15 protein-coding genes are annotated in these 13,361 nt (G+C 37.7%); 9 read left to right on the plus strand and 6 right to left on the minus strand.

Translation table 11 applies throughout. The features are described from left to right. The first annotated feature begins 56 nt into the window (after nt 1-56). From G7074_RS17610 to G7074_RS17650, 9 genes are all read left to right on the plus strand, one after another. Nucleotides 57-746 carry a porin family protein gene (locus G7074_RS17610; RefSeq protein ID WP_124560664.1) on the plus strand — a complete coding sequence of 230 codons (690 nt, stop codon included), beginning with the start codon at nt 57-59 and terminating at the stop codon, nt 744-746. A gap of 74 nt (nt 747-820) precedes the next feature. Next, nucleotides 821-1,489, plus strand: coding sequence for an outer membrane beta-barrel protein (locus G7074_RS17615; RefSeq protein WP_158674123.1), 669 nt, complete (start codon nt 821-823; stop codon nt 1,487-1,489). Nucleotides 1,490-1,660: 171 nt separating this feature from the next. After that, complete coding sequence (gene gldF, locus G7074_RS17620; protein ID WP_124562223.1) at nt 1,661-2,386, plus strand: gliding motility-associated ABC transporter permease subunit GldF; 726 nt, start codon at nt 1,661-1,663, stop codon at nt 2,384-2,386. Continuing rightward, nucleotides 2,386-4,071, plus strand: a complete 1,686-nt coding sequence (gene gldG, locus G7074_RS17625; protein ID WP_166210189.1) for a gliding motility-associated ABC transporter substrate-binding protein GldG — start codon at nt 2,386-2,388, stop codon at nt 4,069-4,071. Before gldF ends, gldG begins: the two co-directional genes overlap by 1 nt. A gap of 33 nt (nt 4,072-4,104) precedes the next feature. Next, a complete protein-coding gene (dnaN, locus tag G7074_RS17630) occupies nt 4,105-5,229 on the plus strand; it encodes a DNA polymerase III subunit beta (RefSeq protein WP_039476649.1) in 1,125 nt (374 codons plus the stop codon). 84 nt (nt 5,230-5,313) lie between these two features. After that, nucleotides 5,314-5,991 carry a DUF4397 domain-containing protein gene (locus tag G7074_RS17635; protein ID WP_166210192.1) on the plus strand — a complete coding sequence of 226 codons (678 nt, stop codon included), beginning with the start codon at nt 5,314-5,316 and terminating at the stop codon, nt 5,989-5,991. 60 nt (nt 5,992-6,051) lie between these two features. Then, the gene (locus G7074_RS17640; RefSeq protein ID WP_166210195.1) at nt 6,052-6,537 is read left to right on the plus strand and encodes a DUF4397 domain-containing protein; all 486 of its coding nucleotides are present in this window, start codon (nt 6,052-6,054) and stop codon (nt 6,535-6,537) included. Then, entirely contained in the window at nt 6,534-6,761 is a 228-nt protein-coding gene (locus G7074_RS17645; protein ID WP_166210198.1) for a hypothetical protein, read from the plus strand. Before G7074_RS17640 ends, G7074_RS17645 begins: the two co-directional genes overlap by 4 nt. Nucleotides 6,762-6,826: 65 nt before the next feature. Further along, complete coding sequence (locus tag G7074_RS17650) at nt 6,827-7,492, plus strand: DedA family protein (RefSeq protein ID WP_124562227.1); 666 nt, start codon at nt 6,827-6,829, stop codon at nt 7,490-7,492. Nucleotides 7,493-7,925: 433 nt separating this feature from the next. On the opposite strand, the gene G7074_RS27295 is transcribed toward G7074_RS17650, so the two are convergent. The 6 genes from G7074_RS27295 to G7074_RS17675 all read right to left on the minus strand — a co-directional run bounded on the left by G7074_RS27295 (nt 7,926) and on the right by G7074_RS17675 (nt 13,356). Beyond that, the gene (locus G7074_RS27295; RefSeq protein WP_240916343.1) at nt 7,926-8,495 is read right to left on the minus strand and encodes a zinc dependent phospholipase C family protein; all 570 of its coding nucleotides are present in this window, start codon (nt 8,493-8,495) and stop codon (nt 7,926-7,928) included. A gap of 207 nt (nt 8,496-8,702) precedes the next feature. Next, nucleotides 8,703-9,128, minus strand: coding sequence for a VOC family protein (locus tag G7074_RS17660; RefSeq protein WP_124562228.1), 426 nt, complete (start codon nt 9,126-9,128; stop codon nt 8,703-8,705). A gap of 133 nt (nt 9,129-9,261) precedes the next feature. Then, nucleotides 9,262-9,714, minus strand: a complete 453-nt coding sequence (locus G7074_RS17665) for a DUF1569 domain-containing protein (protein ID WP_166210201.1) — start codon at nt 9,712-9,714, stop codon at nt 9,262-9,264. 63 nt (nt 9,715-9,777) lie between these two features. Next, entirely contained in the window at nt 9,778-11,010 is a 1,233-nt protein-coding gene (locus tag G7074_RS17670) for a DUF3999 family protein (protein WP_166210204.1), read from the minus strand. Further along, entirely contained in the window at nt 10,988-11,197 is a 210-nt protein-coding gene (locus G7074_RS27650) for a DUF2339 domain-containing protein (protein WP_205944086.1), read from the minus strand. Before G7074_RS27650 ends, G7074_RS17670 begins: the two co-directional genes overlap by 23 nt. 11 nt (nt 11,198-11,208) lie before the next feature. Then, entirely contained in the window at nt 11,209-13,356 is a 2,148-nt protein-coding gene (locus G7074_RS17675; protein ID WP_205944087.1) for a DUF2339 domain-containing protein, read from the minus strand. Nucleotides 13,357-13,361 lie beyond the last annotated feature (5 nt).

Genomic DNA, 13,361 nt, shown 5'->3' on the forward strand with positions numbered 1-13,361 from the left:
ATGAAATAAAAGGCTTGATGTAAATCGGGCAAGTATATAGCGCTCAAAAAAATCAGATGAAAAAAATAATATTATCATTATTAACGGTTGCTGCATTAAGTACAGTAGCTTTAGCTCAAACAAACAATTCAACTAAAATAGGCGTTAAGGCAGGAGTTACGTTTCCAACTTTTGGTACTTCAGGTACCGAAAATGAAGATGATAACTGGAAAATAAATACCTCTTTTTATGTAGGCGGTACAGTCGACTTTCAAATCTCAGAAAGGTTTTCGATCCAACCAGGCTTATCTTTGATTGGTAAAGGAGGTAAAGGCGATTATTATGAGCACAATGGTGAGCCTAATAATTTAATTGCCTTCAGAGGAACTGCAAAACTAAGTATGCTATATTTGGAATTGCCTGTAAATGCTATTGTTAATTTCGAAACGGGCAATGGTAAAATTTTTATTGGCGCTGGTCCATATTATGCAACAGCCATAAGCGGTAAAACAAAAACAACAGGTATTTTAACGGCAGGAACCTCATCTCTTACCACTTCGACAAATGAAGATATTAAATTTGGTAAAGATGGAACCATGAAGCGTGGAGAGTTTGGCGTTAATTTCTTAGCAGGTTATCAATTAAGTAATGGTTTTAATATCCATGCTGGTTACGGTTTAGGTTTGAGTAACCTCGATTATTCTGATACTCGGGTATCGAAGGTTACAAACCGTGTATTATCGGTTGGTCTGGGTTTTTCTTTTTAAACTTACAACATTAAAAAGCCTCCCTAATTTTGGAGGCTTTTTGCATAATGATAGCTTTCATCAATCTATACCTCATGAAAAAAATAACTTTATTCTTATTTGCATTAACATTTGGCTTAACGGTATATGCGCAGGAGAAACCAGTACCGATTTCGGTAAAAGCTGGTATCACATTCCCGAAAATTAAAACACGTAAAGATGTTGCTCCGTTAAATGGTCCTGCCGTTGATGGGAGCAATATTAATACATCTTTCTATTTGGGTGCTACGGTAGATATAGCCCTGGGCAAAAATATTGTATTCCAACCAGGTTTTTCTGTTACAGGTAAAGGTACCAAAGCAACATACGTTAACTTTAAGGGAAATAGCAACTCATCTGGTAAAATCAGCCTATTGTATTTTGAGATACCAGCCAACGCAGTTAAATATATTCCAGTCGGAAAAAATAAGATATTTTTAGGTTTAGGCCCGTATTTGGGGGTCGCGTTATCCGGAACAGCCAGGTATACATTGATAAATAATGATGTTATAAAGCCAGATAAAGAAAATATTAGGTTTGGTTCTGACAAAGATTTTAAACGCCTCGATTTTGGAGGAAATGCACTGGCAGGATTTCAACTACGCAATGGGCTAAATATACAGGCTGGTATTAGTGCCAGTGCAGCTAAAATTTCCAATTCGAAAGATGTTTATTTGAATGCTAAAAACCTGGTATTTACAGTTGGATTGGGTTTTTCTTTATAAGTGCTTTAAAAAATAATGATAAGCCTCTTGATGAAAATCGGAGGCTTTTTTTCGTACAATACTATGAGCGATCAAACTATAAACTATCATCCATAAGCCATAAACTATAAACCAATAAACAGGCTAAGCCAACGAAAAAAAAATCCTTAACTTCGGCATTTAAATTTAACTATGTACGCAGTTTTTAAACGCGAGTTATTCAGTTTCCTCAGTTCAATGGTGGCTTACATCACCATTGGCATTTTTTTATTGGTTTCGGGACTTTTACTTTGGGTATTTCCTGATACTTCTGTACTCGAATACGGCTATGCCGAACTCAACGGCTTTTTTAGTCTTGTTCCTTATTTGTTCATGTTCCTGATCCCGGCTATCACCATGCGGGCCTTTGCCGAAGAGAGGAGAGAAGGTACTTACGAGCTTTTGGTTACGCGTCCCATTCAACTCTGGCATATTATCGCTGCAAAATACCTCTCTAGTTTGGTACTGGTTCTTTTTGCATTAATCCCGACTATAATTTACTACTACAGCGTTGCCAAACTGGGTTTCCCCGAAGGTAATATCGATTCTGGTTCGGTAATCGGATCGTACATTGGCTTATTTCTGTTGGGAGCTGCATTTACGGCCATTGGCATTTTTTCATCGGCACTTACCAAAAACCAGGTTATTGCTTTTGTTATCTGCGCCGCTTTGTGCGCATTTGCATTCCTCGGCTTCGATTATGCCAGTCAGGTTAGTTTATTTAAATCCATCGAAACCTCAATTACCAATTTGGGTATCAACCAGCATTATACCGCCATTAGTCGTGGTGTTTTAGATACGAGAGATTTGATTTACTTCATCACCTTCTCCGCCTTGTTTTTATTTTTTACCAGGTTAACTATGGGAGGGAAGCGATAATGAACCTTAAAAATAAATGGATCACCGCGGTTTTATTCATCACAGCACTGGTTGTTTTAAATATAATTGGTCAGTATGCTTTTAAGCGTTTTGATTTTACAGCAGATAAAAGGTTTACGCTGAGCGAGAAAACAAAATCATTGCTGGCCAGGAATGAAAAACCGATCATCATTACCGTTTTTTTAAATGGCGAATTGCCGCCCGCATTTAAGCGTTTGCAAGGAGCTGTAAGTGATATTTTGTCTGATTATCAGGCATATTCGAAAGCAGATGTAAAGGTAGTTTTTGTTGATCCTTTGGCTGGATTAAGCCAGGCTGATCAGGATACAGTGGTGAATAATTTGTACGAAAGCGGGATTGAGGCCACCAATTTAAGTGTGAAAACCGAAGCCGGATTAACGCAAAAACTGGTATTTCCGATGGCGATGATTGAAAGTGACGGGAAACAGTTTCCGGTAAAGCTTTTTCAAAACCTTGATACCCGCGGGAGTTACGAAGATAACATTAACCGGGCTATTGAAAACCTCGAGTATATTTTTACTTCGAGCTTAAAAAAGGTGATTACAGGTAGCAACCCCCGAATTGGTTTCTCTGAGTCGAATGGCGAATTATCTGATCAGCAGCTCAATGATGCCATGCATAGTTTATCAAACAGTTATCTGGTTGGTCGCGTGGATTTAAATACTATTGATAAGGCCGGACTTGATAAATTGAAAATGCTGGTCATTGCCAAACCAACCAAACCTTTTACCGAGACCGAAAAATACAAGATCAATTATTTTGTAATGAATGGCGGGAGGGTGCTTTGGAGCATTGATCAGGTGCGTGCAGAATTGGATAGTTTGAGAGGGCAAAGCGGACAAATGGCTACGAACAGTAACCTGAACCTGGATGATATGCTCTTTATGTACGGCGCCCGGATTAATTATAACATCATTGCCGATCCGGCAAACAGTGCCGAAATTCCGGTTTCAACAGGTGTAGTTGGCGGTCAGAACCAGATGCAATTGGTGCCCTGGATTTATTACCCCATTTTACTGCCCGATACCACCGAAAGTGTGGTGAAGAAACTGGATGGCGTAAAATCTGAATTTCCAAGTACTGTAGATACCATTGGAGCCAAAAACATCAAAAAATCGTATATTTTAACTACTTCAGCTTTTAATAAAGTTTTTGAGGCACCCAAACTGTTTAGCCTGCAAATGGTTGGCGAACACTTAGATCCGAGGGCTTTTCAAAGTCGCCCGCAACATGTGGGATTAATGTTGGAAGGAAGTTTTCCGTCGGTTTTTGCAGGCCGGCCATTGCCTGCAGGCATTACACAACCTTACAGCGTTGAAAATGTTGGTAAGCCTGCAAAAATGATTGTAATCGGCGACGGTGATATTTTTAAAAACCAGGTTTCAGCGCAGAATGGCACTCCATTTCCGTTAGGTTACGACCGTTACTCGCAACGTACTTTTGGTAATAAAGCTTTATTGTTAAATATTGTCGATTATTTTACTGATGACGACAACTTAATTGCCTTGCGTAGTAAAGAAGTAAAGATCAGATTGCTCGATAAAGGCAAAATTAAACTCGAAAAAACGAAATGGCAGCTCATTAATGTTGCGGCGCCCATACTATTGTTAATATTCTTTGCAATTTTTCAACATTATTACCGCAAATACAAGTACGCTAAATAATTTTTATATTTTTGAAGAAGACTAAAAGATATCATGAGATTTATTGTATCCACATCAACGCTGTTAAAACACTTACAAACTGTAAATGGTGCTTCAAGCAGCAGTACAGTTTTACCCATATTAGAAAATTTCCTTTTCGAGATTAAAGATGGAAACTTAACTATCTCTGCTACCGATTTACAAACGAGCATGACAACTGCTTTGGCTGTAGAATCAAAAGAAGAAGGTAAAGTTGCGGTTCCGTCTAAAATTTTATTAGATACACTTAAAACCTTACCAGATCAGCCAATTGCATTTAATATAGACGACAGTACTTTTGCGATCGAAATTAGCGCAGGTGATGGTAAATATAAATTGAGTGGTGAAAATGGCGACGATTTTCCAAAAATTCCAGTTGTAGAAAACGCTTCTTCTGTTAATTTGCCTGCATCAGTTTTAACTGAAGCGATTACCAAAACTATTTTTGCGGTAAGTAATGATGAGCTACGTCCGGCAATGACAGGTGTATTTTGCCAGTTATCACCACAGCACATTACTTTTGTAGCTACCGATGCACACAAGCTGGTACGTTACCGCCGTATGGATAGCAAAGCTGATAAAGCAACTTCGTTTATCTTACCTAAAAAAGCTTTAACACTTTTAAAAGGCGCCTTGCCTTCTAACGATATTAATGTATCGGTAGATTATAATGCAACAAGTGCTTTCTTTAAGTTCGAAAATATTAATTTAGTGTGTCGTTTAATAGACGAACGCTATCCAGATTATGAAGCAGTAATACCTACAAACAACCCAAATAAATTAATTATCGACAGGGTTCTGTTTTTAAATACACTACGCAGGGTTGTAATTTTTGCCAATAAAACCACACATCAGGTGAGGTTAAAAATCAGCGGCAGCGAGTTGAATATTTCATCTGAAGATTTAGACTTCGCCAACGAGGCACACGAGCGTTTAAGCTGCCAATATGATGGTGAAGACCTTGAAATTGGCTTTAATGCCCGTTTCTTAATCGAAATGCTGAGCAATTTAAGCGGCGATGAAGTTACTTTAGAGTTATCTACTCCAAACAGGGCAGGGCTTTTAATTCCGCAAACCAATGATGAAAATGAAGATGTTTTAATGTTGGTTATGCCGGTTATGCTAAATAATAGTTATTAGTCTACTAATTTTTTAGTTTTTATACAAAGAATGGCTTGGTTTTTGACCGAGCCATTCTTGTTTCTAACAAAATAACAGCTAACCATGAAAATCTATACCAATCTCTCAAAGGTAATCCTCCTGCTTTTCACTATTCCTATCCTGGCTTTATCGGCCTGTAAAAAAAATGATCCCGATGTGGTTGTCAAGGGCGAAGCTAAAATTAAAGTGGTTAATGCCTCATTAACAGAAATCCATCAGGAAGTTTATTTAGATGATGCTAAACTTACTGCTACGGCACTAGCTTTTGGCGAAACCAGCGAATACGTTAAAATACCTTCTGGGAACCGCAATGTTGCTTATGTAGGCCTGAATAATGCCAATACCAATGCATCTTTTAATTTTACCCCCTCTATTACCTATACCACATTTTTGGTTACCAATAAAAATGCGGAACGGGAGATTGTAAACTATGAGGATAATCTGAGCAATACAGAAATGGATAAAGCTAAGGTGAAACTGATTAACCTGAGTCCGAATTTTGCTACGGGTATAAATGTTAGCGTACAGGCTGGTTTACAATTTGTTAATGGCCTGGCTTTTAAAGAGGCTTCGAATTACTTTACGCTTGATGGCGGATTGAATCTGAGATATTCAGTTGTAGGTTCGGGCAATATTAAAACGATTGATAATTCGAATTTTGTAGGCGGAAAAATTTACACCATTTGGTTTAGCGGTACAACTGCAGCAACCTTAGAAGCGCATATCATCGCAGATAATTAATTTCGGTAAATTTATAAGCTTTCTGCTATCTTTACGTTTTATTAGCATCAGCAATTTTATATGAAAAATACTAATTCAATATGGCCTAAAATGTTCCTTTTTGTGCCTGTATTAATGATCTTTTCCTGCATCAAGAATGATAATTTCATCAAAGGAGATGCTAAGATCAGGTATTTTCATTCGGCGGTAACAGATACTATTCAAAATTTTTATTTACGAGGTATTCAGTCCGGAGCTTCTACAGCTTATGGTTCAAACAGTAATTATATTGTTGTAGCTGGCGATTCGAGCTATACCATTACTTCCAGAAATATAAATACCGCTACCGATGTTGCAAGTACAACCAATAAATTTGATATCGGGGCTAATTATTCGATCTTCTATACACGTAAAACAGCTACCAGCAAGCCTGAATTAACAGTTTTTAAGGATGATGTAAAGCAAAACTTAGACTCTGTAAAGCTAACATTCTTAAACCTGGGCTATACTTTAAATTCTAATGTGATTGTGAAAGATGATGGGGGGCTTTCCCTCAGTTTACCATGAAATATGGTGATAGATTCAGTCATACAATCAAATTAACTAAAGCCACCAGGATTTCTTTTGCATTGGAAGCGCCTATCGCAACCCAACCAGCCGTAAATGCCTTAGATTCGCTACCAACCACTACGTCAAAATCAATCGCAATTACAAAGGGCTTGGTTTATACGGTTTTACTCGATGGAACAAAAAAGAACGAACTCCAAATGCGCCTGGTTTCTACCAACTAATTATTATTGCATTTCACTAGCATTTATTCCCTCCGATATTCATACTTTTGCCCAAAATTAGATAAATGGAATTACTACAGCAGCTTTTAGACTTTATCCTTCACATCGATGTCCATTTAGCCGAAATTGTTAACGAATACCGTACCTGGACTTACCTTATTTTATTTCTGATCATCTTCGCTGAAACCGGCTTTGTGGTAACACCATTTCTTCCGGGCGATTCGTTGCTGTTTGCAATGGGCGCTTTAATTGCCGGCGAGCACGAAACAGGTTTAAATATCTGGGTGATGATGATTATTTTGATCGCTGCTGCTATTTTAGGAAACACAGTTAATTATAAACTGGGAAGCGTTTTAGGTGCAGGAGTATTTAAAGAAAAGAATAAAATCTTAAAACTCAAATACTACCATCAATCGCACGAATTTTTTGAAAAGCACGGTGGTAAAGCCATTATGCTAAGCAGGTTTTTACCTATTTTCAGAACTATTGCTCCTTTTGTGGCGGGTATTGCAAAAATGCCTTTTGGCAGGTTTACTTATTATAATATTATTGGTGGTATTACCTGGATTTTTGCCTTGTTAATTGGTGGATATTTACTGGGACAGATTCCGGTAATCAAAAACAACTTTGAACTGGTAATTATCTTTATTGCCGTTGTAACCTTTGTACCTGCTATTTGGGCTGCCATTAGAAGCCGTTTACAATCAAAAAAGACTGAAGAAGTACTTTAATTTTTTTTTAAGTACGAGATAGAAGAAGAGACTTTAGCAATAAGGTCTCTTTTTTCGTTTATAACTGGTTTACAGTAAATAAATAGTTCAAATTAATTATTGTGTTTTTTGTAGTCCTTCAACAGGCTCAGGATGACAGTTCTATGGATGTTTTTAATATCAGGCCTTAAATCTCCCAGCCAAGTGGTACACCTTTCTCAAATTTTCGTTCTGTATCAGTTTCGGCTTTCTTTTCATCTGGAGTTGGTTCTAGCTTAATCAGGTTTTTAAGTACGGGCTGACAGGCATCAATCCATACCTAGTGCCAGAAAGAGCCAATTTCGAGTATGGCGCTGCGCATTTGCTTTTCTACCATGTTGTTCATTTTGTCGTGGTAGCTTTTGGCATATTCGATTGAATATTGCTTTAAAACGGTGTTGTTTTTTCAGCAAAACTATATTTTATGTGATGGAAAAGAGGCGTTTAAGGCTGCTTCGAAGGTTAAAACAGTATCAACCAGGCTATGGGTGTGTTTCACTACTTTCCAGGCTGCTTTTAGTGGATTTTCGATATGACTGGCCTTGCCTACCACAAAATTGTAGCGGGTAGAAAAAAGCTCAGGAAGGCGACTTTCCCAAAAGGCATGGATACCAACCTGGTTGGTGAGCTGACCGTTGTGGTTGGCTGTAGTATGCAAAGGAACATGCGCATCACCAATATAGTGGCCCAAATCAGCTGAGTATTTTAAAATCCTGACAGAATCGCGGGTTTTAAAAGCTTTAGCCAAACTGTAATAGGTACGCTGAATTTGCCAGGGTAAAATTCCGTTGGCGTTCAATTGCTTTAGTCCATACCTGGTTAAGGCATCATTCCACTTCTCCGGAATACTGTAAATGTTTTTTTCGTAGTTTTCTACATCCAGGTAATGTCTTGGGGCTTCTAAGGTATCGGCATACCTACGCTTATCGGGATCTACAGCATGCTCGGTAATGTACTTTATATTCTTTTTGTAAAACCCGATCATATCAGCGGGAAGTGTTAAAAACAGCAAGGTTATTGATTCTTTGATGTGCAAAGAAACCCCAGGAGATACAAAAAATAGGAGGGATGATTAACGCAATTAAAATCGTTAATCTTTTCATTGGTATAAATTGTTTTATGATTAAAATCTATCATGATTGTTCTGTATAGATATCAACCACAATAGATTTTTAATCAATTTATGAAAAATTTAAGCATTTTCCATTTTTTTCTTATCTAATTTTTTCATCTGCATTACTACAGCCATTACCCTTTGGGCTCTTTCGGGATCGGCCATTAACTCGCCAATGTTCGATGGAATAATTTGCCATGAAAGGCCAAACTTATCTTTTAGCCAGCCGCACATACTTTCCTGTCCGCCATCTTTGGTCAGCGTATCCCAGTAGTAATCTATTTCTTCCTGGCTATCGCAATTAACCATAAACGAAACTGCTTCATCGAACTTAAATTGCGGTCCGCCATTTAGTCCCATAAATTTACTTCCGTTAATTTCGAAAGTAACCACCATTGGGCTAACCTGGGTAATTTTCGAATCTTTAAAAACAGTACAGTAATAATTTGCTGCTGCTTCGGCCTGTCCGTCAAACCAAAGGCATGTTACAAGTCCTTTTGTCATTTTGTTTTGTTGTTGAGTTTTTGTTAGTACAAGTTAAGCAAGATATGAACAGCATATGGGGCGTAAAAGAGACTTTTTAAGGGGGCAATAAGACCATATAAAGTTCAAAGACTAAAGAGGAAAGACCAAAAATCTAAGCGCCAAATTGTGAAAGATGGTGGTCTAAATGTTTATAAAACATGTTATTCCATTCGGTTTTGTTTAGTTTGCCAAAAGAATGCGATTCTTTACCTTCGAAATGGTTTTCACCTAATTCCTGTGTTTTATTGAGGTAGGCAATCAACCTGGCTTTCTCTTTCTCAAAATCCCTTTCATCTTTAATGATGAATTGTGGAGCCGTTGGGTTGTTTTTTGGATAAGACTTTTCACTAACCACTTTACTTTTAACCAGGTTTTTCAGAATAAATTTCATAAACAAACCAGGTTTTGGGTGTATATCATCGTAAATCATTTCGTAGGTTACATTACAATGCGCCAGCATTTGTACTACATTCATTTTGCCCCAAAGCTGTGGAGTAGTGGGACTAAGCGTGTTAATTCTTTCAATAATTTCGCTAGTTACTGCGGGTTGGAAGATGTTCTTCATGATCTTATTTGGACGATATTTGTTAATATATTATTTAAAGTTACAATGGTGTACTCATTGTGCCTAATTTCTCAACATTTTAAACGAAAACCAACCCAGTAATACAATAATTACCGCCATTAAAACCCATAGCCAGGCTTTGTTTTCGAATAGGGGCTTGGTTACTTTAGCCGTGTAGGCCGGGTTTTGCTGTTCTTCGCCGATGGTGAGTGAACTTAAGTTTGCAGGTATTTTATTTTCAAATTTTTCGATCTCGTAACTGGGAACTACAGCTTTGTTATTGCCATAATATAAAGCGTAACGCAGTTTTGGATCATCAAAACGGGCAATCAATTCATATACACAGCCTTTTAATGCCAAACCACTTAAACGTAGTGGCTTATTATCATTGTTTTGGATGGTAATCCGCAGTTTTGAAGTAATGGTATTTGGAAAGCTAAATACAGGTTTTTCTATAGAGCTAACGGTGCCCGTGTAAAGATCCATGTAATTGTACTTTATACCTTTATCGGTTTTAAAACTATCTGTAGCATAATCAATTTTGAACGGACGGTAAAAATCAAAATCGCTTTGGGCATTTAAACTCAATTGCGATACCGGTACCGGATCGGTTAAATTGATGTCGATAACCGTTTCTTTGTGTTCTGCATCGTTTTTGATGTTGTACGATTGATATTTAATATCCTGGAATATGCCTTTTATGGTATCTGTTTTTAAAATTTTTGTGGTTAAAAGCTCCATCTGGGCACTATTTTTTATGGCAATCCGAAAATAGGCATACTTTGCATCGGGGAAATTTATCCTGGTAAAATGATAATCGGTAAACTGGTTTTTGATCGACAAAATCCGGTAATCTTTTACTATGGTAAACCAGTTTTGGTTATCGTTACTGCCTTCGAGCGTAACTTTCCAGTCGAAATTTTCCTGCTTAAAATCGAGATTTATCTGGTTAATTACGCCGCTTACCGCGGGTCGAAAAGTATAATAATAAGTGTTGTTAGCTGAGCTTTGGTTCAACTGTTTAAAAGCAATTTCCTTCGTGTTAATCTGATTATCGCGTTGCTTTAACAGATAAGGGATCTCAACGGTATCTTTACCCTTAATGCCAAAAATACGCAGGTCTTCAAAACCCGGCTTAAGCTTTTGATATATTGGGTTGGGCAGTACCATACTGTGCCAGGTAGCTTGTACACCAGTAATTTCCCTTTTTAAGCGGTAGGGAGCAGTTTGGGCGTTTGCAGCTAATACGCAAGGTAAAAGCCAAAAAAGCAGCTTAGTTTTTAGTCTCCACATCATCAATAATTAAATGTTTGTACTTGTTGTAAAGGAAAGAAATGATTAGCAGCAATATGCCCAGCGACACGAATACAATGGTTTTTGAAATGGTGCTGAGGTAGGCAATGTCGTAAACAAAAAGTTTAATCAGCGTAATACCAAACAAAACCATTGCCCCAATACGCAGGTGTTTTTTGTTTTTGGCCAAGCCCATACCGATCAAAAATAGCGAATAAGACCCCAAAGGATGCTCAAACCTAATTTATAATTACCATCTAAACCTGCCAGGGCTAAAATGTTAATCAGCTCGCTGCTAATTACCCATAAAATGGAAATGTAAAGCAGGTAATCGAACAGTGTTTTAAAGCTGCTTTTAAACAGACTGTAATTGATTAACTGGTAGAACATGATAATTAACAAAGCAAAGAAGCCAATAGAAACATAGCGGATGCCAATATTGAAGGTGCCGATTTTGAAATAGTTATTATCCGATAATAAATATTCATCTCTAAGCTCACTTAAATTATAAAGGCCATTGGTTAAAAATAAGGCAATAACCAACAGGTTAATAGCCAGACAGGCAATTGCAAGCTCGCTGCTTTTAAGTTTTTTTAGATTAAAATAAGACAATGCGGCGGCAAAAAATAGGGTATAGATATAAATCCAGGCTATTTTTAACTTTTCATAGTTGTAATTGTAGGTATAGCCGCTGTAATCTGTATTTGTTTTTGGGTGCGGGTTTATTTTGGAGATTTCGAAAAGGTTGTTAAAATGTTTCGAAATCTCCAGTGAGAAAGTAATATACACTACAAACAATAATATTGAAGGAATGCTGTAACTCAATATCTGGCGCATCCAGATCCATTCGGCAGGTTTCTCGGTTTCTTTTTTGCTGATGCTGAACATCCAGCTAAAACTGCCAATAAAAATAACTGCCGTTAAGAAACCCACATTAAATATCGGTTTAACAACCTGATAACTGCCATAGTAACTTGCATAACTGGCCCAGTCTTCTAAAAGGCTTAAAAAGGCAAGAAAGATAAGCGGAAAAGAAAGCTTTTCGTAGATAGCAATTTGTTTAACCCTACCCAGATAAAAGAGTATGGCCGCCTCAACAGTCCAGAATATAGTTACCCAACCGCCATCTAACTGCACCGGAACAGCCATGGTAATAAAGGTAATAACCAAAGCCAGGATAAGGTAGAACAGGTTTTTATCGGCCAGTTGCCTTTTGTAAATAATTAAGCTTACCACAAAATGAATTATTCCGTTGGCCAGGGTAAATAAGCCTAAAAATTCTGCACTATTTTTATTGTCGGCTATAATTAAATAACCCATGCAGTAAAAAATGAAGGCATTTAAGAGTGTGATGACTACATCACTTAAGCCGAATACTTCTCTCTTAATGACTTTATAAGCAAGGTTAGTGATGTAAAAAGTAATAAAGAATATCGAAGCAAACAGGAGGGCGAGAACAAAATACTGGCTCTCACTACTTAAATCAAAGCGCCAGGCTGAAAAAATGAGCCAGCTTAATCCGAAGGAGACATAAAATAAGGGTTTCCAGTATTTTTTAAAGCTCAATACCAAAATACCGATATTGATAATCGCTATATAGCTAAATAAACCCCCTACTTTGCCAGAGCCATCGCTCAGTAAAAACGGCACAGCATAGGCACCAACCAGGCCAATATGGGCAATAACCTGCTTATTGTATTGAATTGCTGCAACCACAGTGAAGGAGGTGAAAATCACCATCAGGCCGAAGGCAAGTGCCTGCGGAATCAAGGCGTAAAAATCGTAAGCGGCATATGTAATAAAATACATGATGGCAATGGCACCACTAACCAGTACTGCTGAAAAGTTTTCGTATTTAGCCTTTAATTTAATTGCAAAGCCCATTAAGCCTGCACCCATTGCATAACCCAAAACAATACGGGTTAAAGGGCTAATCATATCGTGATCGATGGCATATTTTGCGCCAATGGCTACACCGATGATTAAAATCAGGATACCTATTTTACTGATCAGATTCTCGCCAATGAACTTTTCGAAATCTGATTTAACTATATTTTCGCGCTTAAAGCGGTCGGCAAAATTAGGCTGTAACGGATTTTGAGGAGTAGGAAAAGCTGAAGGAACCGGCTGGGGAGTTGCTGCATGTTGTATTACCGGATTTGGTGGTGTATTTTTTGGAGGCGATATAAAAGTAGGTTCAGCAGCTTTAGGTGCATTTGCTGAGTCCGGCGATTGTAAAGCTTTAACTTCTTGTCTTAATGCCTGAATTTCGGCTTCGAAACCTTGTTGCCTCAGCAATAAATTTTCTAGCTTAACTAACAGCAGGTTTAATTTTTCCGAATTATCCATCCAAT

It is taken from the genome of Pedobacter sp. HDW13 (assembly GCF_011303555.1).
In the GTDB taxonomy this organism is placed as follows: Bacteria; Bacteroidota; Bacteroidia; order Sphingobacteriales; family Sphingobacteriaceae; genus Pedobacter.